Below are 22,888 nucleotides of genomic sequence, written 5' to 3' on the forward strand. Positions count from 1 at the left end.
GCGGTTAATTGCTTGTGGAAATGGCTCGGGGCATTAATGATGACAGACTGGCTATCCAGACCTCTCTACGTCTCGATCAACCAGCGCCTGATCAATAAGAACAACTCGAAAAATAGGGCTAATTTCAAGCACTTTCAGCCCCATACGGTCACCCCGGCGGCCCTTGCGGATCAGATAAAGTCCGGTTTTGCATATTCCTACGTATTCCAGGGCAATAAACGCTCGAAAAAGACCTTCATCGAGGCCAACGTGGTGTCGGTCGACGTAGACCGTGGAATGACCCTTCAAGAAGCGTTCGAGCACGAATTGGTCCGCAATTATGCGACAATCGTTTATACGACCCATAGTCACACGCCAGAAACTCACCGATTTCGCATCGCTTTCGCGCTAGAGCACCCGGTAAGGTCACTTCCAGAAATAGAGGCGCTGGCATCAGCTTTGGCAGCGCGGCTCTCAGGTGATCGTGCGATGACCACTGCCGCCAGCCTATGTTTTGGCAACACCGATGCAGAAATTTGGCTGTTCGATCGCGGTCTTTCCTCGGATGCTGCAAACCATCTGATTTCAGAAGTGCTCGGCGAGGCCGAGAGACCCGCAGGCGAATCCAATTTGCCATCAACGGTCGTCGGCACGTCCCGTGGGAGTCTTGATCTCAACCTGATCATAGAGACGGCGGATGGACGGAAACTGCCAGCCAAGGAGATCCGCGAAAAAACGTTGGTTCACTGCCCGTCTCATGACGATGAAAACCCGTCGGCAATCTTTAACATTTCCAAGAAGGGCAGGCGAAACGTCTATTGCTTCGTTTGTAAGAAGGTGTTCGCCGAACGGGGCAACGCGCAGGGCTATGATTTTGGTGGGTTCGAAGCCGCGGTGCTGTGCTCAACTAAAGGGGAGCAATCAGAAATTCCCGAATGGGTTCCTGATCTGGCCAAGGCAGCATTTCCTCGAGCTATTCCGATCGTAACGAATACGGGCTTCGTGCCAGATCTGAAACCAGACGCTGGTCTAACGTTTGTTAAAAGCCCCAAATCCACGGGCAAAACCACGGCACTTCAGCGCTTGGTCGCGGAGGTCCCCAAGGCTCGCATTCTAGTCATTGGTCATCGACGATCGCTGGTCAGGGCGATGTGCCGCAATTTGCAGATCGATTGCTATTTGGACGTCAAGACCAAGGGCAACGCATCGCATCAAGCTAGATTTGGCGTCTGCCTGGACAGTCTCCGCGCGGTCGATTTGAAGAAGCCATACGATTATGTCCTGATCGACGAATCCGAGCAGGTCCTCGCGCATTTCTTCTCAGACACCATGGCGGACAAGCGGCCCGCAATTTTGCGTAGTCTGGTTAGCATTATCACGAGGGCATCGAACGTAGTGGCGTTGGATGCCGACCTATCGTGGGTGTCCTTTGGATTTCTGGCCGATTGGTTTAACCGACAGGCGGCGCGACCCGTATCGATTTATCTGAACCAATATGTCCCAAGCGTTCGACCAGCCCAGTTTTTCCAGTCTTCCAATCATATCATCGGCGACTTGGTCACGAACCTTCGAGGCAAAAAACGGTGTTATGTGGTCTCGAACAACAAGGCGTTTGTTGACAGCCTCTCTGCAGCAATTGCGGTGAATGATCCCGAAATTAAGTTCGTGAGTATCACGGCTGACACGGCGCGAACCAGTGGCGACCCGGCGGTGGCGTTCATAGTCGATCCCAAGGCGCAATCTCGCCGATATCAATTGGTTCTCTCGTCTCCTGCCCTCAGCTCCGGCGTTGATCTGAAGTTCGATAACAATGAAAAGTATTTTGATGTAGTTTACGGTATTTTTCCCTCCATCACGAACACCCACCTTGATTGCGACCAGCAGCTAGCGCGTGTTCGAGATCCTGGTATGGTAAAGGTATTCCTGACTCCAGAGACGCAGAACTTCGATACAGACGTAGATGTCATCGCAATGGAGCTGCAGGACTCGAAGATTTTCTCATACCTTGTCGGCGACGGTCCAGATGGTGGTGTCGACCTGCTGGCTCAGAGCGATGACTTGGTTAGGCTCGCACTGCCTGTGAATGCTTTGCAGAGAGCTTCCAAGAATCGGTTTCGAGAGAATTTTCTGGAATACAAACGCCGAAACGGCTGGCAGGTCGACTATATTACCCCGGATCCCCAAATGGCGGAGCTTGGTGCAAACTACCTTCGGGTTGGCAAGACGGAGGCGCACGATCGCTACGTTGAGCGATTGATGAACTCCCCCAAGCTTACGGACTATGAAATTGAACTTTTAAACAGCAAAAAACGTTCAGGCGACAAGCTAACCCTTCAAGAAGCCGACAGCATTCGAAGAGCTCACATCGAGCGCTTTTATCGCCGCGAGATCTTCCCAGGGCTGATCGAACTGGACAAGGAAGCACGCCTTCGTGAGAGGGTACGGGCATTCGAACAGCTTCTCAACCCTAGATTCGCCGCCCTGGACCGTGAAATGATGCGAGACCGCCTTGAAATGGTTGGCGCTGCGCCTTTGGTTACGCCTGACCACAACGTGAAAGCGTTTCTGCTCAGGGAAGCACTGTCACGCACGCCCATTTTCGACGGTTGGAGCTTCCAGCCGGATGTTTGGTTCCATAGAAATGAGCTTGCGGATTTTCGCGAATACGTTTTGAAGAACAACACAGTTTTCGAAGCACAGTTTCAGAGAAAATTCGGCAGCGTGGTTGTCGAAAACGAGACAAAAGTCCTATCCGACTTGCTCAAACACGTATTTCTGCCGTTGAAGAGCGATCGAAGAACGGGTCCGAATGGCACTAGGCCTGTCTTTTACAAGCTCGACGATATGAAGCTGAGTGGTTTAAAAAAGCTGATGCACATTCGTGCAGAAATGCCGGTAGAACATGGAGATGAAGTTAACTCGTCTCGATAGGGGGATCGGGGCGAAGTTAGATTTTTTAAGAAAAATGGTCGATTTCCCTATCCCCCCGTATCAAAATCGGGTGTGCAGAAAGGGATTTGTTCGACTGTTTTACAGAAATGACCAGTTCCCTACCCCCTTTGGAACGTCCATCGTTCGCAGCCGACTATCTCGTTGACCTTCCCAGCCATCAGAAGGGACGCCGTTGTCGATCATCAACGAAAGGAGATCACAATGGCATTCGAAGGATTCAAACTGGTAGCGGCACCGAAGCGCGAAGGATCGGACCCTGCATCGAAGCGTAAGCAGCGGCTGCTTATGCAGATCGATCATCAGCTGTATATGGCGGAGCCGGAAAACCGGCTGCGGAAGTTCCGTGGCCGTTGGTGGACCACTGATGCTGAGGGCAAGCTGATGCTGTCGATCAAGTACGGAAAGGTCCCGCTCGAACTTGCCAAGGGCAAGCATGCAATCGCATGCAACGACATGGACGACCTGGTCGAAGCGCTGAAGAAGGCAAAGGCAATCGCCATCGAAGGCACGTTCGATGCGCAGTTGGCGACGATCTCTAGCCAGGTCAGGGCTCGCTTTAAGAAGGGTGAGTAGCCATTTTCGATTAAGCCCACTCCGTTCCGACGAGGTGGGCAACCTCATTTCGCAGCTCAGCGGCCCTTCTTACGGCCGGCACGTAACGTTTTTGGAACGGATTCCCCTTCTTCCGGCTCACGAAACAGCTGTGCCATTTCAACTCCCAACGCGTCAGCGAGTTTTTCGAGCGTGACGATCGTCGGATTGCGCGCTGCCCGCTCCAAGTAGCCGACATAAGCCCGTTCAACGCCGGCCGAAAGCGCCAGGTCGTCCTGTGAGATGCCGCGTTCGACCCTCAAGCGACGAAGATTCCAGGCGACCAGTGATTGCACTCCCATTTTCAGGAAGCAATCAGTTGCCCTCGGCCGAAACCACGTAATATAAGACCATGATTATCAGGCGAAGTGCTATCGCCTTGGGGTGTCAGACACTGGGGGAACAATGGACGAGACTGCGTCGACAGCCGCTACGATCGATTGCCCGTATTGCGCGGAGCCGATCAATCCGAAATCCAAGAAGTGCAAGCACTGCGGGGAAATTCTCGATCCCCAAATGCGGGAGATCGAGCTTCTGAAGAGCCAACGCAATAGCCCCCAGGTGTTCATGAATGCTGGCGGCGGAGCTGCGGCAGCCGCGGCTGCGACCGGCGCCGGCGGGCCAGTGAAGCGGTTTCCCCACTGGTTTCACATCATTTTGGTGATCCTATCCGGCGGGCTTTGGCTGCCGATCTACCTGTTGATGTACCTGTTTCGAAACAAGCGATACTACTACTGAGAGGTGCGGCTATGGGTGCTCCATCTGGAATTTGCCTCGTTAGCCGTGTTTCCCGGACCATTTTGGCAGCGTTCTTCGTTGCGTTCCCTGGTCTGACCTATGCGGACAGCAACTTCAAAGGGTTCACGATCAGCGACACCTTCGAGCAGGTGCAACAGAAGGCCAAAGCTGATGGTTACGAGATCAAGGTGCTGCCGCCGGTGGTCGCAACCGATGATGAGCAGAACCATGTGTTTTTGCGGCTGAAGGGTGAGACCTGCGCATCGATGGTGTTCGGCATCAAGCAGTCGATCACGCAGATGGACCTGTATCCATGCTTCTACAACGGACAGGATTTGGCTTTGCAGCAGGTGGTCTCCGAATTCGTTGACCGATTTGGCGGCCAACCTGACGCCGACGTCTATCAGGGTTCGAACTGCACGAATGCCGAACCTCTAGTTTATCGTGGCAAAACCAAGGAAGGTGAGCTGTTCGAAATTTTCCAGGACTGCGTCGTTGCGATCAGAATCAAGCCGGGGTCAAAGGTGCAATTCTAGGCCCTGGCCGAGGAACCCACACTCAAGGATGCGGTCTCATGGGTGCTCTTTCCGGTAGGTTCTTAGCCCGATCTCCGATGAAGACGGTACTTCCCCTGCTATCCCTGGTCGTTGGCGCATCCAATGCCAATGCCACGGATGCACTGCCAATTGCCGACGGCGCCTACATGAGATCGGTCGACTACTGCGAACAGTTTCGCCAAGGCAAACTGGATTCCATAGAGTTTTCGGTTTCCAAGGGCGGGCACTACTACGAATTTCCCGAGTCAGGGTGCGTTGTCGCCACCGTGAAACCGCTTCGACCCAATCGCTATGCTGTTGATGCCGACTGCATGGAAGCTGGCCAGCCGCCTTCGCAACGGTCATTCATCCTGGACGTTGAGAGCCCTCGGGCTTTGCGAATTGACGGCATGCAACTGATTTCTTGCGAGCCTGACGCGTCAACGGACAAGCCGGCTAAAGGTGTTTCGCTGCCCAGTGTCACTCCCAGCCAGGAAGATTCAGCCAAGACTGCACCACGCGAGATTCCTCTTCCGAGCTTTTCGGCTCGGCCTAGCCAGGAACAGAGCCCGACAAATGAGGCCAAAAAGGCCTTTCCTCCCACGAAACTGATCCGTCAGTGGCAGGTGGCTAACGAAAATTGTCGGGGCGGTTCAGGTGATGATCCGCAGACGGAAAAGGCCTGCGCTACAAGAGACGCCCTGGGCCGTCAGCTTGAGGCCGCCAAATGGTGCTACGGCAAGAATGGCCAATCCGGCTACCAGTACAAATGGCACCGATGCGGGAAGGGCTCCATTCACTACTAAATGCGGTCATAACGCATTTACCCGACTGGGCCTGCTCGACCATTCTGAAGCAGTTCGCACAGTGAACTGACAGCCCCATCGATGCCCTGCTCATCGCGCTTGTAGAAAACGCGCGTGCCAACTTTCGTAGCCGTCACTAACTTGGCCTCAGTGAGCCAGCGCATGTGGAGGCTGACTGACTCCTGTGTTATGCCGAGCCTGCCGCACATCAGCTTGTTCGTCAGGCCTGTCTGTCGAGCATCGGGAACATCGGGAAAATACAGCTCAGGCCAGCTCAGAAATTGCAGAATCTTGAGCCTGCTCTCGCAGGCCAGCGCCTTGATGACGCGTGCATCCATTGCCGTTCTCCATCAGGTTGGTCCGATGGACGGCGCTATCCTCGGGCAAGCGATTATCGACAACGAGATATTTTCAGGGCTGATTGACATCGAAACAAGGAGGCTCGGTATCCTGAATGGTGATCGAGATCCGGTTTCCGAAATCGACTTTATGATTCAGGAACTCTGCGACATGGTCGGGAACCGGAAGAAGCATTGGGATAGCCTTTTTGCCTTCAAGGGAAGACGTGTGCTTTAGCCGCCAAATCAGCGGCGACCGACCACAAGCCCGCCGTTCACACCCGGCGGGCCTAGCATTTGCCGAATCGACTATCCCGCGATAGGAACGATTTTGGGCATCTAGGGGGTATTGATGAACCGTAATTTTCAGACAGCATTACGCATAGTTCGCAATAGGTTCATTCGGCACGCCTGGACGACCACACAACAGCGCTGGACGACTTCCTTCGTTGTGGCCGGCCTCATCCTCGCGACGATAGTTATGCCCTCATTCGGCATCGCGGTGTTCGGCACTGCCTTCGCTGGCTGGTGGCTTGCGGTGTTCATCATGACCAGCGTTTGCGGCCTTGTCGGCAACCGCGTCGGAATTGGCCGTGAGAAGGCGAGCATGATGCGTCAGTTAGAATCTTGCAAGTCGCAGCAGTGACCGGCGAAGACGGAGCGAATAACTGTGGAGATCATTATCGCAATTGGCGCTATATGGTTCACGCTCCAGCTTGTGGTAATGGTCCTCGGGCACTTTGCGATGTGGCGCGAACGAGCCAAGAATCAGAGAATATTCGACGAGAAATATCCCAATATTCCTAATTGGGACAATAACCGAGATACGCAAGAATACGACCAATATCATTCGGGCAACTCGGATGATCGTTGGTAAATTGTCACGAAACTATCGCCTATAGCTGTGCCACTGTAAAATGCTATCACATAAGAACTTCACAAATACATTGCACAGCAGGGGTTCGGCTGCGCCGTCTGGCGTGAATTCATACATCGCGTCCGATTCATCGGTGCCCCAGGTTCCTAGATATTCGCCTTCTTGAGTGACGACTGAGCCGTCCTCAAGCAAGTTTATCGGCCATCGTAGATTCATGCTGCCCCGATTTCACTGAAACACAAGTCCGCCGCTCGCTATTCAGTCGGCCAGACCCTTTGACTTAAGGATGGCATAGGCCGCGCAATATTCGGACGCGGACACGCCGTCTCGGCTGGAATCAGGCTTGCTTTGCTCGACCGTCATGCATTCGCGCATTGCGTCCATCTGTGCGTCCGCCATGACTGGCGCAGAACTCGCGAAAAGAGCGGTGACGGCAGCGGCTATAAGCGGCTTGTTCAAGGTTTGACCTCCTATGGATCGATCTAGAGATTCTTCAGCGCCTCTAGCTCTGGGAACCGTTCAAATCGCATTTGAGGCAGGTAGCAGGCGGGCGCGTTCTCTAACGTCCCTACCGGCTTGCCATTCAGCAGTCGCACGGACGTGGCCTGTCGACCCGTATAGCCGCCCATGCGATTCTTAGCGTTCGCCTTCACGCAAACCGCTTCAAGACCTTGATCGTTGAGCCGGACCACGTTGGAAATCTCTGCGTCGCGCACCGAATATGGATCAACAAAGTAGTCACGCGCAGCACTCACAATTGCTGATTTCTCCGCAGTGGTCGCTGGGCGCTGTGTAGCCACAACCTTGTCAACCTGCTCTTGCGTAACACATCCGGCGAGCGCGAGCGCTGCCGACAAGACAGTCAGCCTTTTCACGAGTTCCCCCTCAAGAAATGCGGTCGCTCATTCGACAGAAACGATCCAGTTCCCGCCCTTGTCTTCAAAATTGTAGGTGTAGTTGAAGCCATTACAGACAACGGCAAAACCACGACTCATCAAAAAAGGTCGAAGCGCTGAGATGCTGTCGCATCGCCAACCGTGAAGACGAACCATGTTGACGGCTGGCTCTAATATGCTTCTGGAAATTTGATCGCTAATGACGGCGTCGGGTTCGATTGGTGCGCTTTGAGCCAATGCCGGCGTTGTTGCTATCAAAGACAATATACATAAGAACTTGCGCATATATCCCCCTGCGACGTTGCCCACTCCCAACGAACACGGACAGGATTTTGCTGTCAAGAACTGCTATGCCTTGGTCCAATAAGAATGAGCGGACAGTCAACAGTCGCGGAGCTGGCCATCCGGCGCATTTCGCACAACCGAGGCAGGGGTGTTCGGATAAGTGTCAAGCTACGGCTCTAGGTTGCCCGTGATGTCGCGCAAGGCGCTGGTCCACTCGCGAATGGCGTCTTGGCTGGTCGTGATGTTGTAGAGGTTGCACATCTGAGAGCTATCTGAAACTGTTTCCAAGCGCCGTTAGGCAGTTTGCGAAGTCAGATTTCGCTTTATTGGACCGAACACGTTCACCAGACTGCGTCACCTCTTGAACGTCGAGCTGCAACGGTAGCTGTATATCCGTGTCGCCACCCTTGCTGTTGAAGGCGATCGTCAATTTGTTGGCCCGAAGGCCATCAAGAACCATGTCCAAAGTGGGCGACACCTCAAAAATAGAAAACAATGCTCCTGGCGTATCTGAAGGGGGTGTGCCCCGCAGTGTTGCGAGGTTAGTCTTTAGGTTGTCGTCAATCAGGTAAGCACGAGACGGCGCAGATGGTTTGAGCCCGAGTGTTGGCTCATTAGGGTCAATTTCCAGCACAACCACTTTCAGATTCGCGCCAAGGTTGTTGCAGACGTTCCCTGAAATTTTCAGAAATCCACCTTGCCGATAGTTCCAATCCTGCGTGATCGCGTCGAAAACCAGTGTGCAGCCGGACAACTGACCTTTGTTGAAGTACGGCTGCGATTTGACATCAAGAGTGCCGGACATGGCGGCCAACGCCTGGTCGACCGCACTGTCAGCCTGGCTAGAATTCGATGTCACATAAACCAGCACTAACGCGAGGGCGAAGCATGAAGTTAGTTTCCGAAAGCGTCTAGTTTCAGCGTCCATAACTCCCCCCGAAAAGCTCGATCAAGCGTCGATCCCGCCACTCGACCTGTCAAGGGAGCAGTAGCCTCTGTTAGACGTTTGGCAACTGAGCTGAAGATCAACAATCATCGTCGGAAAGCAGTTGTCTGTGGCGATTTCTATGAAGAAAGGCCGGCTATCAGGAGATGGTCGCCAATGCATCGCGAGCGAACTAGCCCGTCATCGAACCGCAATGGATCAGAAAAGTCGATTATCGCCTTGCTTGCGAGGCAGGACAGCGCTCAAGTTCAGAAAATATGGCAAAGTGAACGCATCAACGAATACCTGTTTGCTGCCGACAATCGGCGACACACCTGGCATGCATGGCTGGCTATCCATGGCACGGTCACCTACGACGCCGAAACGTACCGATTTCTCACGTTCGCCAAGTCCCGACAAATCTTGATGGACGCGTTCGGGTCCTGCCCTGCTGGAATGATGTCGGCACTCGGTAAATTCGGACCGTTTGCAAGGCCAAAACAAACCTATGTCGCGCTCCATCAAGTGCTTTCGGCCGGCGGGCCGCTGGCAAATCACGCCTGCCAGTCGGGAAAAATCGACGATGACGACCTCGTCTCACTGGCATCAGTTGCCAGTCTGCCGGTGTCGAACCGTGTCATGCGGGCGCTGCTGAAGTGTAAGATGCCGGCCCCGGTGCTGGTTGAGCTGATGTGGGTGATCTCAAGACTGACACCGATGCACAATGAGCAAGAACTGGTTCGCACCATCGTTCAGGGTCGTCAGCCAGGGGCAATCCTCGCCAATTTGTTCAGCCTAACGCCGTTTCCGCAGGCACCGTTCGAGCAAATCGGCACACTTATCCCGATCACCACGGCAGAGCAGTTGCGGAAAACGGGAGAGGAATTTGGCAACTGCCTAAGGGATGGCGAGGAGCTGGCTTATGCCCTCGCATCAGTCCAATCGGGTCAGCGTTATTTTTATCGCTGGAACGGCGATTCCCTGGCGCTCCTCTCGTTCTGCAAGTGTGGGCCAGCGGGGTGGATTTTGGCCGAGCGCTCAGGTCCACGAAATGCCCGCGTTCCAGAAGCCGCGATCACCCGAATTGCGGAAGTGTTGACTGACGTGCCTAACGTGTTCGTCGGCAAGGTCGGCGCAGGGATGTTGCAGTGGATTTGTGCGAGATGAATCTCCGACAGCTACTTCCGTTGTTGATTAGACGATTGTCAAAAGCTACGACGGTGAGGGGGCTTCCAACTGGAGATTCATCTTGGCCGACGAAACGAACAGCCTGATCGAGTTAACCGCAGACATCGTTTCCGCATATGTCAGCAACAACCCGGTGCCGGTTGCGTCTCTTCCCGATCTGATTGCGAGCGTGAATTCGTCGCTTTCGAAGATCGGGGGACCGGCCGAACCCGAGACGCCGGTCCTGGTTCCTGCTGTCAATCCGAAGCGGTCGGTGTTCCCCGACTACATCATTTGCCTCGAGGACGGAAAGAAGTTCAAATCGCTGAAGCGCCACCTCAACGTGCACTACGGCCTAACGCCCGAGGAATACCGGGAGAAGTGGGAGTTGAAGTCGGACTACCCGATGGTGGCGCCGAACTACGCGGCGCAGCGATCTGTCCTGGCGAAGTCGATCGGACTCGGCCGCAAGCCTGGAACGAAGCCTGCGAAGAAGGTGGCTACTAGGAAGTCGAGAGCGTAAAAGGCGCGCACTCAGCAGTTGCGCGATTTTCTATTCAGGGGATGTGGGAGGCTTTCCTTTTTTGAATAGATTGCTGCTGATCGCCGCTGTTGCGGTTGCAGGGACAGTCTTTGTGCTAAAGCGCGATTTCGCTAGTGCCCAGACGCCTCGCGAGGCCTATGAAGGCTGTCTCAGCACGGGCTTCGACAAATTCAAGGATCTTTGCGAGCCCGCGGATCTTGTCGCTAGGACGATAGCATTCGAGTGCAACCCGCAGCTTCTGGATCTCATACGCTCGCTGCCGCACTTCGAAACCACCGATAAGGTGACTCTGGCCCAGAAACACAAGCTGGACAAAGAGGAAGAGATCATCGCCCACGTGCTTGAGTACCGGCTGCAGCATCCGTGTCGAGTAAACTAGCGGTATGAGCGTCCCGCTCTACATCGCCGCAATCACGGCCCTGATGCTCGGCAGCTCGATCTGGTTCTATCTTCGGCGCGACTTCATCGGGATGGCTGCTTGCCTGATCATCGCTGGGTTGGCGCTGTATGCGTTGCTGAGTTAGGCACCTACCTCCCGTTTCGTCCTTATGGATGATGCCGATCATTTCGGCAGGGACCTATGTTCATTGTCAGCCGGTGCCGTGTTTCGATTCCGAGCCCCCGCCGGTTAGGCCCGGCGTTTGCTGGCCTACCGGCTAGCCTGCCGGGCCGCTCCCGTGTCAGGGACAAGGCGTCCAACCTCGCCGCTTATCTGGCGTCATCGCGTGGTTCGTGAACTGCAGGTTTCGATCGTCTCGGCCAGCGGCCCTGTCTCACGGCTGCCATCGAGGCTGCCGGCGTCGAGTGACGCACCCCGACGATAGCAGCTATGGGCGTCCACCCCGTCTATATTCGCCCGGATCGATAAAGGTCCCTGCCCACAAGTTACGTTTGGCAATGCGGGCTTCGCGCTCTTCGGCAAGGTATCGAGTGTCGGCTACCGCCAATCCGTGTTTCACCAGGTCGCGCCCGAGATCAATGGTCCCCACGAAGCAGACGCCGACATCGTTGTCATAGCGGTCCTTGCCCTCAATGATGCAGGATACATTCCCTGAGGCAATAAGATGTTGAATGTGGTCACGAGCATACTTGCCGCAGGGCCAGATCTTGTCAGCGGCATCAAAACACGGCTGCGAAAGTTCGGGGGCATCGATACCGAGCAGCTGAACTCGTTTCTTGTCATGCCACAGCGTGTCGCCGTCATGGGCAAACCAATGCTCTACTGCGGACACGGGACCACACGTGAGCACGAAGGCGAGTGCGATCAAAAAGAGCTTCACCATTGCCTGCCTAAATTAACATGGCGGCCGGGTGGCGGGCCACCATATATTAGCAGTCGCTTGACGAAGCCGGCGCGCGCTCCAGAGTCCTTTGATGGCGAAGGGCTTCAGCATCGGCGACGAGGTCGCGATCACAGCCAAGAGCTTCACACAGTGCTGTTGAAGCGGTCCGGCAGATCACCGGCAGGGAAGTCGAGTTCATCCGCTGGAACGGGACAGGGCCGGTGAATTAGATGGGTGCGGCGCTTCGCGGATCGCTTGGATTTCGAGGCGGATTTGCTGCGCTCGTTCCCGTTCGGCTCTGGCTTCGGCCATAAGCCGCTCCCGCTCAGCTCGCAAGCTGAGCGTTTCGGTATAGACAGCCCAGAAATAGCCGACTTCGTCCACAGTCCCGGCCCAAATTTGGCACGTAACGGACTAACACAGACTTGGTTCCCATGGCCCGCGCCAGAATTCAAAAAGCCCGCCGGCCGGAGCCAGCGGGAGTTATGGGGACTGCCAGGTGTGGGGGTGTGGGATTTTCACCTGGCATAGGCCAACGGTGCGGCCCGGCTTTTGTTTCAGGAATTGCTAAAGCGCCCCAAGCTCTGGCTCCCATTGTGATCAGTCGGATTTGTCATCGCGCCCCATGATCGCGGCTAGGATCGCTTCGTAGGCGCTCCCGACTTCCACTTCGATTTCATTCTCGGAAATGCCCGCGGCCTTGGCATCGGAAAACAGCCTGTCGGTCAGTTCGGCAACCGAAATGATATCCGCACCTACGCTGCCGCGCATCACGTTATCGGTGATCCACTTTCCAAAGAATTCTGCCCCGCGTTCGCTCATCTCAATGCCGCCCTTTAAGAAAATGGGCTTCGCGAAGCAGCGAATTCCAATCTGTTCCGATCAGCCTGATTAACTCGTGGGCTTGCTCTTCGGTGATGGCGACCTCTCTAGCCAAGCGTGCCGCCAGCAAATCCGTAGCGTCTGGTTGAACAGTCTTGCCATCTTCCTCCGCCATGGTCACACACCTCCTATGCTCAGAACGAGCAAGACGCGACGTGTTTCAATCAGCGTCTCTGAAATCCTTCAGCGACGCGTGGCGCAGCTTCTCCTCGCCCTTGAGGAATTTGACCCGGCCGACCAAGCCGGGCTTCAGCCACTCTGCCTTTTCCTTCGCCAGTCCCTTCGGCGGCGGGGCGCCGGCTTTGCTCTGCACCCGATCCCATAGCGCCTGCCGCTTGTCGGCTTTGAAGGTGACGAAGGCGCCGCCCATGTAGCGGCCGTTATCGGCCATCAATACCATCGCCGGTTTCCCGCTCTCGCGCTTCACGCCAATGATGTCCATTTCCTTTTCGACGTAGCAAGCTGAGGCGGAAGCCTCGAAGGTCGGTCTATGGATCGGGAAGTTTCAAACGCCTTGGGACTGGCGCGCGTCACACCCTGACGGGACAGCGCCGTCGAGCCAGCCGCTTGGGATTATCAGCCGCAAGTTGGTCGCGCAGAGCGGCTATTCATGCGAGCCGCGGCGGACGTGCAAGCAGATCAGTTCCTGCGACGAAGCCCAATGGTATCTGCAGAATTGCTCGTGGGGCGGCAAGCTGGATCGAGACGGTGACGGTGTGGCCTGTGAAGCCCTTTGCTAGGGCCCCTCAGCTACACCCCGATTAGGAAGCAGTCGGGCGATTCTCGTCGCCGATCATGCCGAGGCTTCATCCTGCATAGATCGGTTGCGGTGCTTGTCTAACGCCTTGATGCTCGGCACCAATGCGGCGTTTTCGGGTAGGCGCAGCGTTCGCCCGCGTAGTTCTTCGTATTCGGTCTTCAAAAGGGCGCACGCAACCTGGACGGTCATATTCTCAGTGTCGATCCAGATGAGACCGCAGTCGAACAGGGTGTGCAGGTCCGACCGGAGCAGCAGCCCGTTACTGACGACGTTCGTAGCGTCGCCTTTGTAGGGGACGATATGTGCAGCTTCCAGCACGTCGACTACGCTGCAGCTGCTGATGGCGCAGCGGCCGTCATAGGCGGAGAGCAGGGCGTCGCGGAACTGCTGCTGCCCTCTACGCTGAGCAATCGTGCGTGCAATCCTTTTGCGCGCATCCTGGACGCTATCCGGATCGAAAACGTCAGGGTCGGACTCCTCCGGTGCTATGATCGGCGAATGGCCTTGGTTGGCTCGATGCAGAATGAAGCTCGTGGGAGAGCCGCCGGAGTGGCTAACATAGTTGAACGGACCTAAATAGCGAAACCCGGCACCTTCGAACTCGTATTTGCGCTGGCGATAAAAGACCAGCAACTCAAGTCCGTTTGCTCGATGATCTATGATCAGTGAGTCGGTTCGGCCGCTCGTCTGACCTTGCCAGTGCAGAATTTTGTCAACGAGCGAGTCATGGTACTGCGTCCTGTCGGCGGTCTTTTCAGCTGTGATGAAAAGCCAGACCGATAGAGTTCCTTTGGGCCGGAAGACGCCGGTATTCAAGGTGGCATCGACGATCCCGAACATTTGGCGAAGTCGATCGCGCGTGTAGACCTCGTGGATTTGCAAGCGCTGCGATGTCATTTCGCCTGAAGTGGCGGTTATTTGGAAGCCGAGCTGCTCGAGCTTCTTGCGGACTGTCGCGTTACCGCCACTGAAATCCGAGGCCTTCAATGGACCGAGGTCCGGGCGGGCGTAGCGATGGGCGACACCTACGATCGCCTTTGAGTCGTACGGTTTCCCTTCGTGCTCCAACACGTATGCGCGGGCTTTGCCAAACCCGTAGCGCTCCAGAAAAGTTGGCCGGCCGAGCTGTTCGTATTCTTCAATCGCGCGAAGAATGGCATTCCTGTCGATGTCTTCGAATCCCACATTGCGCTCCCAGAACGTTCCGACGATTTTTCAGGCACCCGCTCATTCCTCGTCGAAGACAGTCAGTCCTGCGACGCCTTCACTGGGAAGGTTTCCCTCTTTGGAGACATCGTCCCCAGAAAGGAGGCTGTCCTGCCAATATGCAAAATCAAGGTAACGTCGTTCCTCGGGCGGTGCGTTGCGCGTCGAGCGGTCGAGTTCGATTAAACGACGCACATATTTCGGCAGTTCGCGTTGCGAGGAAGCGACCTCAATGGCTTCTCGACGAACCGTTCTTTCTGGGCCCACCGTCCGGGGCGCAGCCAGGTGCCTTACGTTCTTGAGAACCGAGGTCGGGAGATGGCCCGCGGAGGACGAGAGGCAGACCAGCGAGTGCCACGGATGCATCACGTGCCGAAGATCTTTGATATCATTCGAGCCCACCCGCTGTACATCTTCGGGCAGGGCGATCGCGCATCCCCAAAAACTTGGGCCGCGATAGGAATGTGAGCAGCTATTTGGCAAGCCGCGAAGGCCGCTAAAATGGTCGAAATTGTAAAAGCAATACAGAGGGTCGAGGTTGTCAGCCTTGGCGTTGGTAACCAGCGTCTTCAACTGGCCATATTTGTCACCGGACTTGAAGAGGCTCTCATATCGACCGCTCGGAAACAGACGCTTGGCTTGCACCCTGTAGCCAACGCCGCGCCCCTTTCTGGTGAACCACCATTCCCAATCAGCGCCGTGAACCTTTTCCTGTGGCTTGCTCGCTGGGATAATCGCAATGCCACTTTTCCAGTGGCGGAACGCAAGGTTGTAGAGGCAAGTTTCGGTTATCGTTTCCTCGCCGACGAACAGACCCATGCTACGAGCGGCCGCCATCTGTCTCCAGACGCGGCCCGCCTCTCCTCGGAAACTAGAGCAGAGTTGGACAGTTGACGCCATTAACCCCCCGCGTGCCGGCTGACATCCTTTCCAGAGGCTATTTCTAACCGCACAGATACCGATTCGAGAAGACGTGGGCCAAGATCATTGCCTAGAGACGTTCTTCACTTGAAAGCCGGGGCGGGGCTGAAGAGAGTGACAAAATCAGATTCTTGGCGGTTTGGGGGTAAAAGGGATTGCCGTTGATCGTCACAGCACCCGCCTCGTTAAGCCGACGAGCCAACTCGGAGTAAGACATCGTTTCCCAGGCGTTCGGCAACAACTGGCGGATGTGGTTTGCAAATGCGATCGCTCTTGCCCTGTTGGCCGCAGCCAGAACACCTCCATTTTTTCCAAGCACTGCCCCTCTACGCTTAGCCTGGGCCAGCGCCGCCTTGGTCCGTTCTGAAATCAGCCGACGTTCTTCCTGAGCGAGCGCGGCGAAGATATGCAGTTGGAAGTCCGTTGCATTCGGCATCTCGACGATGACGAGGCGAACACCCTTCTCCATCATCGCAGATATGAAACTTACACGCCGCGAAAACCGGTCCAAACGGGCGATTAGCAGGGAAGCTCCGGCCTTTTTGGCAGCGTTTATCGCTTTTGCCAGTTCAATTCGTCGATCGTTCCTGCCAGATTCCACCTCAACGAATTCTCCGACCAGCACGCCATTTGCTCCGGCAAAATGCCGGACCATTTGCTGTTGGGCCTCTAATCCAAGCCCGGATCGAGCCTGTTTTTTGGTCGATACGCGGTAATAGCCGACGTATTTCATTGTGTCCTCTTCTCCTGTCGGATGGTCCTTCTGGGCGGGAGAGGAAGACAACGAGGATACAGAGAAGAAGGTCGTCTCCACGGGAGAATTCCACTGAATGAAAAGAGGCAGAACGACTATGCCGAACCGCTGTCTACCTGTTATATTCGACAACGCTTGTTAGTTGCATCAGCGCGCCAGGAGGTAGTCAGACGATGAGCCTGTCAGTCACCCATAATGGAGACGGAACGGTCACTGTGACTTGCGGCGGTGACTCAATGACTATGAGTCTGCCAGCCCGGGCCGGAACGAGGTCTTCGGACGGCCCAACGCTCTGGCCAAACGACAGGGTAACGGCATCGCTCATCTTGGGGGGCAGGGTAAAGACTAAAGTTGTCGATGTCGCTTCTGCGAATGAGGTGATCAAAGCAATAGGAGGTCAGCACGACCTGTATCGTCTGGCATCGGAGCCGACGCTGTTTGAGTATCGGGTGAAAGGTTCCGAGCCTCTCGAAATCGGTAAAATCAAAGAGGCACTGTCAGATCTCGGCGACCCTGAATGGATGGGAACTCAGATCAAACTCATGGGCTCCACTGATGAGTGACGGGCCTGCTGCGGACCCTTACGCCACGGCTAAAGCGAACCTGCGCGACACGATCAAGTGGTTAGCGACGACATTGGCGGCCCTTGGGGCAGCTGTCGTGGCAGGGGCTTCCATAAGTGGGCTAGCAACCCTCGAAGGGCAGAAGCTAATCCTGGCGTCCGCCTGTGGCGCAGCTGGCTTGATCGCCATTCTCATCGCCATCGGCATCATGGTGAATCTGCTAACATCAAGTGTCTTTTATTTTTCGCAGCTCGCTGACCTGACCGATCCTGTCACATCGGAAATAAACAGCCAGGCGAGAGACATTCTTCCACCCCAGACACCCACTATTGCCGACTTGATCGCTTTTCAAGAAAGCGCCGTGACGGATATGAGAGCGACCCGCCCCGGGGACGACCTCTATCAATCGGCATACAAGCGATATCTTGCAGCAAACGATGCGATCGCACGCGTGAACAATCTTGCACAGTTCCTCTTTCTCCGGAATCGTTTTCGTGGGAAGACGCTGATCCTGTTCGGATTGACCGTGTTCATTATCTTCAGTCTCGGGGGCTATTCACTGCTCGCAGGCGGAAAGGTAGACACTGGCGGGGACCTAGCGACAAAAATTCTTTTTGTGCCAGGCGACGGCTGGGCTGCGGCGGCCGCCTCACTTTCCGGTGAATGTGGGGCACAACCGCTGAATGGCGTGATGCTGCAAAGAAAGCCGTTTGAGGGCTGGGTCGGCATCCGCTTGACTGGCCCTGGAAAGTGCAGCGGTCTAGATTTATTCGTTCCAGCATCGCTGGTGCAGTTGGTCGGTCCCGTTTAGCATTGGTCGAACCGAAGCAACCAGCAGACGCTTTCGACGGGTGTGAGTTCCGGAGCTTCTCCGCTCTCCCGCAGCCAAGCCTGCATATTTGTAGGCAATTCGATGCAACGTCGTAAAACATAAACGCTGGTTTATGTTTTAAGGGCTCCTCCGAAATGCAGCTTGGGACAACTGCACCACGTTTCCCTTGATGAACACTCTGACCTGATATCGAGAGAAGAACTGAGCTGGCTTGTCTGAGGCGCGCCCACTGGCAGCTGTCTATTCGGACCATTTTGCGACCAAGCGTATAGCCGAGCAATACAGGCCCGGCTCACAATGCAGGCCAAAGTCGCGCCTGCGGGCAAAATCGACTCCGCCTTGGAACGTGCAGCAGATCCCGTCAAATGAAGCCGGACGGTTTTCGCCCAAACAGCAGGCCTAATTAGCCCCTCGAATGAGCTGAAAGATCTTCGCAACCGTGTCGGTAGAAGCGCTTTCATCAAAGCGAAAGGTAATATTGTTAACTACAAGCTCCATGCGACCTGAACCAGCCGATGCGGATGGCGATGAGCAATCTTCGCTCGTTGGCTTGGGCTGAGTTGTATGATCGCTCCCTGCAGAAGTCGGTTTGGGCTGGTCTGCATTATCGTTGCTTACGCCAGTGAAGCATGAGACATTATACCCAGCGCCTTTGTATAGATACGTACATACACTAACCAAATTTCCGTCCTTGACGTTCCTGGCGTCGCAATCTCGACCCTGACGATAATTAGACAACTTTCCCTTGTTGCCACACCCAAACTGACAGGCCATTAAAATCGCGGATGCATCTATTTTCTTGCAATTATTGGTGCCGACGCAGACCTCCGTACCAACAAGCTCCGTCAGCTTGTATTTGACCGCCAGTTGCCACTGAACCCGCTCATACCGCGTCCAGGCGACGACCTGGTCCGATGGTGAGGCGAGAAACTGCGCCGCTGACCGGCTGTAATAGATTTCAAATGTACCTGGGCAGAACTGAAATGCACCCAGACAATGGTATTTAGGACTGTTGCTGCGAAAATTCCCTTCACTTGCTGAAACCCGTGCACCAAAAGGTGCACATAGGATATTCAAGCCTGCCGCGACCAGGCTCGCGGCCGATTCACCGGCGTTAGAGGCGGCGGTCGTGAACAATAAAATCGTGAGAATTACACAGAGTCGCGATGGCTCTTTCAGTGACATTGTAACCCCCTGTCAGTTGTTCAGCTGAAATGTCTGAACTCCATCATCCGTATCGACCCATAACGTCTTCAAGTCCTCGGAGATTGAGACCTGATTATCTATCTTCAGGCTCTTCGACTCTTCTTCCGGGCGGATCTGTGGCAGCACATCGTCCAACAATACCTTGACTGTTCCGTCTGGCTTTTCCAACAACACCTTAGTCTGACACAAACTCGCGCATGTAAGGTCCCACAGTTGCGCAAACACGACAGTCCCAAGCGGGGTCACTAGACGCTTCTCTTCAATTTTAGGTGGCTTGGTTTCTTCACTTAGACTCTTAAGCTCGCCCGCCTCCTGCGAACCCTGCTCAATTTCAGATGGCTTCCAAAGCTCGATGCCCCCTTGGTTGCCTACTGAAAGTGATTTGGTCGAACCAAGGGGCATCTTCTCCTGAGCGCAAAGAGGCGACGTTGAAAGCATGGCCCAAACGCAAATCATGAACAAGCGCATCACCGCCACCTACCTTAGTATGGTTGCCGACTTGCATTGTTGAAGAAAACAGCTATCTTTGCAATCCGAAATCTGGTGCCCTCTTAGTGTCTTTTGTTAGCAAGAAAGCGGTGGCGGAAGCCGCCTGCTCTCGGGGGAGCTATGCCAAGACGTCCATTGAATTTGGCAATTGCCTGTTTCGTACTCATTCTCGGTACGTTGCTTGGGGTAATTCTTGTTGCAACTGACGCAAGCGCCGCGAAGAAGGCGTTAGTCGTTGGGATCGGCCGTTACACTAACGTTCCTCCACTGGACGGTCCTGCGGACGATGCGAATGCGATTTATGACGACCTAATTAAATTTGGATACAACTCTACGCTGCTCCTGGACGACGATGTAACGTCGAACAACTTTAACATTGCTTGGAGTAACTTTCTCGATGATGTAGACGAGGGAGACGACGTCGTTATTTACTACTCTGGGCATGGGGTGGAGATTGGGGGAACGAACTACATCGTCCCGATGGATGTCCCGTCGCCGGATCGGCTTGGGACCGAGAGAGCGCTTGCAGGTGCGCTCATTCCGATGCCGAAACTGATCGATGATTTGAGCGAGCGTCATGCTCGTGCGACTATTTGGATATTGGATGCCTGCCGCGACAATCCGTTTAAGGTATCCCAGGCCGGCGAGACGAAGGCGATAGGCGCCTCTGCTGGGCTCGTGATCGCCTCCGCGCCAACTGGAACGTTTGTGTTCTACGCTGCGGGTCTTCGGGAGACGGCCTTGCCGCGGATCAAAGGCGATAGTTCAAAGAACTCGCTATATACCCGCTTTTTTTTAGAAACGCTGGACAATATGCCTGGCTCGCCGGTTAACGAAATAGCCGTTGCGGTGCGCGAGAAGGTCCGCGTTAAGGCGATGCCCCATCAGCAGAGGCCGGCGTATTATGATGGACTGGATGGGCTCTGGTGTTTCCAGGATTGCTCGTCGCGCACAATTGCCGTCGCGTTAAATACCGCTGCGCAGTCAATCGAGGTGAAAGGCATCACTGTCGAAAAGGGACTAGAGACGGGCGCGGGCACCGCAATAGCTGCGCTGTCTGCCGACCAGCAGGCGTCGTTGCAAGACGAAAAGACTACAAACGCAGTTTTCTTGGGTAGGCGTTCACTCAGCTCAGGCTGTAAAGAGGATGGGGGTGGGAATGACCGCTACCCATTCGGTTGCGACTTTCTGAAGAAAATAGTGGCCAAGAACTACGTCTCCATACTTAAAAGGGACGTGACACCGCTAACGGCGACAAATATCCGCCGAGGTCCACCTATTCCCGACTTGGCAGGCATGCTGAAATATCAATGTGTTGTAGGCACTTTGAAGCCTGCGGACACTGTCGTACTGTCGTCAATCACGGAGGCTCATGAGGGGGACGAGACGTACTATTGGGGAAGCGTGCAAGGGCGCGCGCGTGATTGCGACGGTTCCGTCATCCCCGAGGCAGCCACTCCTTCCGGGTCCGTGAACGAAGGCATCGACGACCCACGACTCAAAACTCTTACCGACAAGCTTGTATCAGACGATACAACGACCAGGCGGCAGGCGCGGAACGAGCTAGGCAAGTACATAGCTGGCGCTGGCGATCCAACAGTGGAACAGCTCACGAGCGGTATCGCGGACAAAAGCTATCGCTATCAGCTGGGCGTAGCAGTGGCGCTGACACAACGGAAGACTCCGCTTCCAGATTCGGCAAAGAAGGACGTCGAAAGCCTAGTATCTAGTACACGCGACGAGACGTTGCTTAGTGTCACCCGTAAAATTGACTTCTGAGGTAAGCGGAACCCATCGGAGTAACGAATTATGCGGAAAGCGTCGCAAATCGCGGTGATCGCGTTGATGACTGTGTCGGGGTGCCAAACAAACACTCCTACCCCGACGGCGGCCGGAACCAATGCGAATGAGGCCAGAGAGGATACGGTCCGCATTGCTAAGGAGCGAGCACAACAACTCTGCAGCTTCGTGCCGACTGCAAAGACTATTCTTGAAATACTTGACCTCGGGATCCCGAACGTAAGCAAAGGCGCTTTAATCGCAGAGAAGATTTGTGACGCGATAGGGACTAAAAGCCTTAACCCGAACTATAAGGGCGTTCCGATTAGAGGCGAGTATAAATAAGCATGGCCGTGCTGGTCGTCAGATCGGCAAGCGCCCGATCCGGGGGCGCTTGCCGGAGCTATTCCCTTGTCCACGGGCTAGATATTGCTTTTCTCACGACCGTGGCACCCAAAGGACGAGCAACTTCAATGTCCTCGACGGTTCGGAGGACCGTGTAATGATCAATCCTTTCTGTGTAACGGCCGGGCTTTATCCACCCGCCGTAGAGGACCGTAAAAATTTGATTTTCCATGCCGTAGTCGTCTTCGTCAAAGGTGATGATGAGGAGGCTATTGTGTCTCCGCGACCAGTTGGCATACCTACTTAGATGGGCCTTCAGCCAGCCGTCGGCCTGGCCGATTGTACCGTCATGCATGTCGTGGTGAACGTTGGGGATAACGAAGCTGACCGCCGGTAGTTTTCCATAATCGGCTGGGAATGTAGCCAGGGGTTTCTCACATGACTTCGCGTTGGCGAACGACTCCCATGGGTTATGCTTCCGAGGGGATTCAGCCTCGACATACCCGGCGAAAGTCTTGCCGGCTGCGCGAAGACGTGTAGCAAGGTTTGGCCCCGCGATGTGATGGACACCGTCATCACGCACTCCCTGCGTCGAGCCACTGAACAACGCTAGGTAATTGGGTTGGCTGGGATGAGCGACCGCGTGTGAATTGTCGAACACGGCTCCGTTCCTCGCCAGCTTATGCAAATACGAAGCCGCTGGCGATTTTAGGATCTGTCCAAAAGAGTGGTTCTCCATAATTACAATTACGATATGATCGTATTTCGGGGGCGCACCGGCTGATGCAATATCGGCCGCTCCCAAAGCAATAACAGCGTAGATGAGAAACAGCCCGGAGCTTCGTCGGAATAATGCAGAAAGTTGTTTTCGCATGACAATTCGTCACAGAGTGTTCAGCGATATAGTCGAGACACTGCAAGGCCTTGCAAAGCAGAGAGCGCGCTTCTTGGCACCATTCCAGGGCAAGCGCCCTAACGCCCCTATTTCTCCAGCGCCTTGTTTAGTGCAGGGAAGCATAGCACGTGCCGCAGGCTCTCGTCTTCTCATATCGCCGCCTAAGAAACCACGCGAGAAACGGGGTCCGGCACCATTCAACGAGAAGGGAGCTGCTCACCTTCTGGTTGGCCAGCCTTCGAAGGATCGGAGACACAATGCCACTCGGTTTCGATGCAGGCGATCGACGGACTTGAGCATGACGCGACGCCCTGGCTAATTTTGCAGATGCTGCATGCA

General features: G+C 55.0%; 31 protein-coding genes and 1 pseudogene. 15 read left to right on the forward strand and 17 right to left on the reverse strand.

All coding sequences use genetic code 11. The features are described 5' to 3' along the window. The first annotated feature begins 39 nt into the window (after window positions 1-39). Together RFN30_RS23065 and RFN30_RS23070 are read left to right on the forward strand one after the other, a co-directional pair. Window positions 40-2,910, forward strand: a complete 2,871-nt coding sequence (locus RFN30_RS23065; RefSeq protein ID WP_320264386.1) for a plasmid replication protein, CyRepA1 family — start codon at window positions 40-42, stop codon at window positions 2,908-2,910. A gap of 222 nt (window positions 2,911-3,132) precedes the next feature. Next, window positions 3,133-3,504: a DUF6641 family protein gene (locus tag RFN30_RS23070; RefSeq protein WP_320264387.1), complete on the forward strand. Its 372-nt coding sequence runs from the start codon at window positions 3,133-3,135 to the stop codon at window positions 3,502-3,504. A 56-nt stretch (window positions 3,505-3,560) separates the two neighbouring features. Here the strand turns inward: RFN30_RS23070 and RFN30_RS23075 are convergent, their stop codons facing one another. Next, complete coding sequence (locus RFN30_RS23075) at window positions 3,561-3,824, reverse strand: helix-turn-helix domain-containing protein (protein ID WP_292325499.1); 264 nt, start codon at window positions 3,822-3,824, stop codon at window positions 3,561-3,563. Between the two features lie 103 nt (window positions 3,825-3,927). Here RFN30_RS23075 and RFN30_RS23080 point away from each other — a divergent pair, with 103 nt between their 5' ends. The 3 genes from RFN30_RS23080 (at window position 3,928) to RFN30_RS23090 (ending at window position 5,602) form a co-directional block, all read left to right on the forward strand. Next, window positions 3,928-4,260 carry a hypothetical protein gene (locus RFN30_RS23080; protein ID WP_320264388.1) on the forward strand — a complete coding sequence of 111 codons (333 nt, stop codon included), beginning with the start codon at window positions 3,928-3,930 and terminating at the stop codon, window positions 4,258-4,260. 62 nt (window positions 4,261-4,322) lie between these two features. Further along, window positions 4,323-4,796: a hypothetical protein gene (locus RFN30_RS23085; RefSeq protein ID WP_320264389.1), complete on the forward strand. Its 474-nt coding sequence runs from the start codon at window positions 4,323-4,325 to the stop codon at window positions 4,794-4,796. A 77-nt stretch (window positions 4,797-4,873) separates the two neighbouring features. Continuing rightward, complete coding sequence (locus RFN30_RS23090) at window positions 4,874-5,602, forward strand: hypothetical protein (protein WP_320264390.1); 729 nt, start codon at window positions 4,874-4,876, stop codon at window positions 5,600-5,602. 17 nt (window positions 5,603-5,619) lie between these two features. Here RFN30_RS23090 and RFN30_RS23095 read toward each other — a convergent pair whose 3' ends face one another. Beyond that, entirely contained in the window at window positions 5,620-5,940 is a 321-nt protein-coding gene (locus tag RFN30_RS23095; protein ID WP_320264391.1) for an ArsR/SmtB family transcription factor, read from the reverse strand. On the opposite strand from RFN30_RS23095, the gene RFN30_RS23100 reads away from it, so the two are divergent. Beyond that, complete coding sequence (locus RFN30_RS23100; protein WP_320264392.1) at window positions 5,924-6,178, forward strand: hypothetical protein; 255 nt, start codon at window positions 5,924-5,926, stop codon at window positions 6,176-6,178. The two genes, RFN30_RS23095 and RFN30_RS23100, sit on opposite strands and share 17 nt — an antisense overlap. 114 nt (window positions 6,179-6,292) lie before the next feature. Next, window positions 6,293-6,586 carry a hypothetical protein gene (locus RFN30_RS23105; protein ID WP_320264393.1) on the forward strand — a complete coding sequence of 98 codons (294 nt, stop codon included), beginning with the start codon at window positions 6,293-6,295 and terminating at the stop codon, window positions 6,584-6,586. 489 nt (window positions 6,587-7,075) lie between these two features. Here RFN30_RS23105 and RFN30_RS23110 read toward each other — a convergent pair whose 3' ends face one another. From RFN30_RS23110 to RFN30_RS23130, 5 genes and pseudogenes are all read right to left on the reverse strand, one after another. Continuing rightward, window positions 7,076-7,276, reverse strand: a complete 201-nt coding sequence (locus RFN30_RS23110) for a hypothetical protein (RefSeq protein ID WP_320264394.1) — start codon at window positions 7,274-7,276, stop codon at window positions 7,076-7,078. A 23-nt stretch (window positions 7,277-7,299) separates the two neighbouring features. After that, the gene (locus RFN30_RS23115) at window positions 7,300-7,692 is read right to left on the reverse strand and encodes a hypothetical protein (RefSeq protein WP_320264395.1); all 393 of its coding nucleotides are present in this window, start codon (window positions 7,690-7,692) and stop codon (window positions 7,300-7,302) included. Between the two features lie 27 nt (window positions 7,693-7,719). Then, window positions 7,720-7,998 (reverse strand): hypothetical protein, encoded by a 279-nt coding sequence (locus tag RFN30_RS23120; RefSeq protein WP_320264396.1) that lies wholly within the window; start codon window positions 7,996-7,998, stop codon window positions 7,720-7,722. A 171-nt stretch (window positions 7,999-8,169) separates the two neighbouring features. Beyond that, window positions 8,170-8,259 (reverse strand): annotated as a pseudogene (locus RFN30_RS23125) (SOS response-associated peptidase); the annotation flags it as partial. Between the two features lie 7 nt (window positions 8,260-8,266). Next, a complete protein-coding gene (locus RFN30_RS23130) occupies window positions 8,267-8,926 on the reverse strand; it encodes a hypothetical protein (RefSeq protein WP_320264397.1) in 660 nt (219 codons plus the stop codon). Between the two features lie 174 nt (window positions 8,927-9,100). On the opposite strand from RFN30_RS23130, the gene RFN30_RS23135 reads away from it, so the two are divergent. From RFN30_RS23135 to RFN30_RS23150, 4 genes are all read left to right on the forward strand, one after another. Continuing rightward, a complete protein-coding gene (locus tag RFN30_RS23135; protein WP_320264398.1) occupies window positions 9,101-10,090 on the forward strand; it encodes a hypothetical protein in 990 nt (329 codons plus the stop codon). Between the two features lie 82 nt (window positions 10,091-10,172). Beyond that, window positions 10,173-10,613 (forward strand): Ros/MucR family transcriptional regulator, encoded by a 441-nt coding sequence (locus RFN30_RS23140; RefSeq protein ID WP_320264399.1) that lies wholly within the window; start codon window positions 10,173-10,175, stop codon window positions 10,611-10,613. Window positions 10,614-10,674: 61 nt separating this feature from the next. Next, window positions 10,675-11,013, forward strand: a complete 339-nt coding sequence (locus RFN30_RS23145) for a hypothetical protein (RefSeq protein WP_320264400.1) — start codon at window positions 10,675-10,677, stop codon at window positions 11,011-11,013. 4 nt (window positions 11,014-11,017) lie between these two features. Next, a complete protein-coding gene (locus tag RFN30_RS23150; RefSeq protein WP_320264401.1) occupies window positions 11,018-11,158 on the forward strand; it encodes a hypothetical protein in 141 nt (46 codons plus the stop codon). Window positions 11,159-11,461: 303 nt separating this feature from the next. On the opposite strand, the gene RFN30_RS23155 is transcribed toward RFN30_RS23150, so the two are convergent. The 4 genes from RFN30_RS23155 to RFN30_RS23170 all read right to left on the reverse strand — a co-directional run bounded on the left by RFN30_RS23155 (window position 11,462) and on the right by RFN30_RS23170 (window position 13,241). Continuing rightward, window positions 11,462-11,902 (reverse strand): thermonuclease family protein, encoded by a 441-nt coding sequence (locus RFN30_RS23155; RefSeq protein WP_320264402.1) that lies wholly within the window; start codon window positions 11,900-11,902, stop codon window positions 11,462-11,464. 615 nt (window positions 11,903-12,517) lie between these two features. Continuing rightward, window positions 12,518-12,739: a DUF768 domain-containing protein gene (locus RFN30_RS23160; protein ID WP_320264403.1), complete on the reverse strand. Its 222-nt coding sequence runs from the start codon at window positions 12,737-12,739 to the stop codon at window positions 12,518-12,520. A 1-nt stretch (window position 12,740) separates the two neighbouring features. Then, window positions 12,741-12,914, reverse strand: coding sequence for a hypothetical protein (locus RFN30_RS23165; RefSeq protein WP_320264404.1), 174 nt, complete (start codon window positions 12,912-12,914; stop codon window positions 12,741-12,743). Between the two features lie 45 nt (window positions 12,915-12,959). After that, window positions 12,960-13,241: an ATP dependent DNA ligase gene (locus RFN30_RS23170; protein WP_320264405.1), complete on the reverse strand. Its 282-nt coding sequence runs from the start codon at window positions 13,239-13,241 to the stop codon at window positions 12,960-12,962. 145 nt (window positions 13,242-13,386) lie between these two features. Here RFN30_RS23170 and RFN30_RS32435 point away from each other — a divergent pair, with 145 nt between their 5' ends. Beyond that, window positions 13,387-13,539 carry an excalibur calcium-binding domain-containing protein gene (locus RFN30_RS32435; RefSeq protein ID WP_430699078.1) on the forward strand — a complete coding sequence of 51 codons (153 nt, stop codon included), beginning with the start codon at window positions 13,387-13,389 and terminating at the stop codon, window positions 13,537-13,539. A gap of 53 nt (window positions 13,540-13,592) precedes the next feature. On the opposite strand, the gene RFN30_RS23175 is transcribed toward RFN30_RS32435, so the two are convergent. From RFN30_RS23175 to RFN30_RS23185, 3 genes are all read right to left on the reverse strand, one after another. Next, a complete protein-coding gene (locus tag RFN30_RS23175) occupies window positions 13,593-14,744 on the reverse strand; it encodes an HNH endonuclease (RefSeq protein ID WP_320264406.1) in 1,152 nt (383 codons plus the stop codon). 42 nt (window positions 14,745-14,786) lie between these two features. Continuing rightward, window positions 14,787-15,665: a DUF6615 family protein gene (locus tag RFN30_RS23180; RefSeq protein ID WP_502572752.1), complete on the reverse strand. Its 879-nt coding sequence runs from the start codon at window positions 15,663-15,665 to the stop codon at window positions 14,787-14,789. 91 nt (window positions 15,666-15,756) lie between these two features. Next, complete coding sequence (locus tag RFN30_RS23185; RefSeq protein WP_320264408.1) at window positions 15,757-16,419, reverse strand: recombinase family protein; 663 nt, start codon at window positions 16,417-16,419, stop codon at window positions 15,757-15,759. A gap of 194 nt (window positions 16,420-16,613) precedes the next feature. On the opposite strand from RFN30_RS23185, the gene RFN30_RS23190 reads away from it, so the two are divergent. Both RFN30_RS23190 and RFN30_RS23195 read left to right on the forward strand, forming a co-directional pair. Further along, a complete protein-coding gene (locus tag RFN30_RS23190) occupies window positions 16,614-17,003 on the forward strand; it encodes a hypothetical protein (RefSeq protein WP_320264409.1) in 390 nt (129 codons plus the stop codon). Next, the gene (locus RFN30_RS23195) at window positions 16,996-17,814 is read left to right on the forward strand and encodes a hypothetical protein (RefSeq protein WP_320264410.1); all 819 of its coding nucleotides are present in this window, start codon (window positions 16,996-16,998) and stop codon (window positions 17,812-17,814) included. The genes RFN30_RS23190 and RFN30_RS23195 overlap by 8 nt, the downstream gene beginning before the upstream one ends. Window positions 17,815-18,234: 420 nt before the next feature. Here the strand turns inward: RFN30_RS23195 and RFN30_RS23200 are convergent, their stop codons facing one another. Together RFN30_RS23200 and RFN30_RS23205 are read right to left on the reverse strand one after the other, a co-directional pair. Beyond that, window positions 18,235-19,020, reverse strand: coding sequence for an acyltransferase (locus RFN30_RS23200; protein WP_320264411.1), 786 nt, complete (start codon window positions 19,018-19,020; stop codon window positions 18,235-18,237). Window positions 19,021-19,032: 12 nt separating this feature from the next. Next, complete coding sequence (locus RFN30_RS23205; RefSeq protein ID WP_320264412.1) at window positions 19,033-19,509, reverse strand: hypothetical protein; 477 nt, start codon at window positions 19,507-19,509, stop codon at window positions 19,033-19,035. Between the two features lie 141 nt (window positions 19,510-19,650). On the opposite strand from RFN30_RS23205, the gene RFN30_RS23210 reads away from it, so the two are divergent. Beyond that, window positions 19,651-21,309 (forward strand): caspase family protein, encoded by a 1,659-nt coding sequence (locus RFN30_RS23210; protein WP_320264413.1) that lies wholly within the window; start codon window positions 19,651-19,653, stop codon window positions 21,307-21,309. 403 nt (window positions 21,310-21,712) lie between these two features. On the opposite strand, the gene RFN30_RS23215 is transcribed toward RFN30_RS23210, so the two are convergent. Then, complete coding sequence (locus tag RFN30_RS23215) at window positions 21,713-22,528, reverse strand: alkaline phosphatase family protein (RefSeq protein ID WP_320264414.1); 816 nt, start codon at window positions 22,526-22,528, stop codon at window positions 21,713-21,715. Window positions 22,529-22,888: the final 360 nt, after the last annotated feature.

Source organism: Mesorhizobium dulcispinae, from assembly GCF_033977345.1.
GTDB classification, from domain to species: Bacteria; Pseudomonadota; Alphaproteobacteria; order Rhizobiales; family Rhizobiaceae; genus Mesorhizobium; species Mesorhizobium dulcispinae.

Coding starts and splice junctions, on each gene's coding strand:
- RFN30_RS23065 (WP_320264386.1), top strand. CDS start 40: ATGACAGACTGGCTATCCAGACCTCTCTACGTCTCGATCAACCAGCGC.
- RFN30_RS23070 (WP_320264387.1), top strand. CDS start 3,133: ATGGCATTCGAAGGATTCAAACTGGTAGCGGCACCGAAGCGCGAAGGA.
- RFN30_RS23075 (WP_292325499.1), bottom strand. CDS start 3,824: ATGGGAGTGCAATCACTGGTCGCCTGGAATCTTCGTCGCTTGAGGGTC.
- RFN30_RS23080 (WP_320264388.1), top strand. CDS start 3,928: ATGGACGAGACTGCGTCGACAGCCGCTACGATCGATTGCCCGTATTGC.
- RFN30_RS23090 (WP_320264390.1), top strand. CDS start 4,874: ATGAAGACGGTACTTCCCCTGCTATCCCTGGTCGTTGGCGCATCCAAT.
- RFN30_RS23100 (WP_320264392.1), top strand. CDS start 5,924: ATGACGCGTGCATCCATTGCCGTTCTCCATCAGGTTGGTCCGATGGAC.
- RFN30_RS23095 (WP_320264391.1), bottom strand. CDS start 5,940: ATGGATGCACGCGTCATCAAGGCGCTGGCCTGCGAGAGCAGGCTCAAG.
- RFN30_RS23105 (WP_320264393.1), top strand. CDS start 6,293: ATGAACCGTAATTTTCAGACAGCATTACGCATAGTTCGCAATAGGTTC.
- RFN30_RS23120 (WP_320264396.1), bottom strand. CDS start 7,998: ATGCGCAAGTTCTTATGTATATTGTCTTTGATAGCAACAACGCCGGCA.
- RFN30_RS23130 (WP_320264397.1), bottom strand. CDS start 8,926: ATGGACGCTGAAACTAGACGCTTTCGGAAACTAACTTCATGCTTCGCC.
- RFN30_RS23135 (WP_320264398.1), top strand. CDS start 9,101: ATGCATCGCGAGCGAACTAGCCCGTCATCGAACCGCAATGGATCAGAA.
- RFN30_RS23150 (WP_320264401.1), top strand. CDS start 11,018: ATGAGCGTCCCGCTCTACATCGCCGCAATCACGGCCCTGATGCTCGGC.
- RFN30_RS23160 (WP_320264403.1), bottom strand. CDS start 12,739: ATGAGCGAACGCGGGGCAGAATTCTTTGGAAAGTGGATCACCGATAAC.
- RFN30_RS23165 (WP_320264404.1), bottom strand. CDS start 12,914: ATGGCGGAGGAAGATGGCAAGACTGTTCAACCAGACGCTACGGATTTG.
- RFN30_RS23170 (WP_320264405.1), bottom strand. CDS start 13,241: ATGGACATCATTGGCGTGAAGCGCGAGAGCGGGAAACCGGCGATGGTA.
- RFN30_RS23180 (WP_502572752.1), bottom strand. CDS start 15,665: ATGGCGTCAACTGTCCAACTCTGCTCTAGTTTCCGAGGAGAGGCGGGC.
- RFN30_RS23185 (WP_320264408.1), bottom strand. CDS start 16,419: ATGAAATACGTCGGCTATTACCGCGTATCGACCAAAAAACAGGCTCGA.
- RFN30_RS23190 (WP_320264409.1), top strand. CDS start 16,614: ATGAGCCTGTCAGTCACCCATAATGGAGACGGAACGGTCACTGTGACT.
- RFN30_RS23195 (WP_320264410.1), top strand. CDS start 16,996: ATGAGTGACGGGCCTGCTGCGGACCCTTACGCCACGGCTAAAGCGAAC.
- RFN30_RS23200 (WP_320264411.1), bottom strand. CDS start 19,020: ATGTCACTGAAAGAGCCATCGCGACTCTGTGTAATTCTCACGATTTTA.
- RFN30_RS23205 (WP_320264412.1), bottom strand. CDS start 19,509: ATGCGCTTGTTCATGATTTGCGTTTGGGCCATGCTTTCAACGTCGCCT.
- RFN30_RS23210 (WP_320264413.1), top strand. CDS start 19,651: ATGCCAAGACGTCCATTGAATTTGGCAATTGCCTGTTTCGTACTCATT.
- RFN30_RS23215 (WP_320264414.1), bottom strand. CDS start 22,528: ATGCGAAAACAACTTTCTGCATTATTCCGACGAAGCTCCGGGCTGTTT.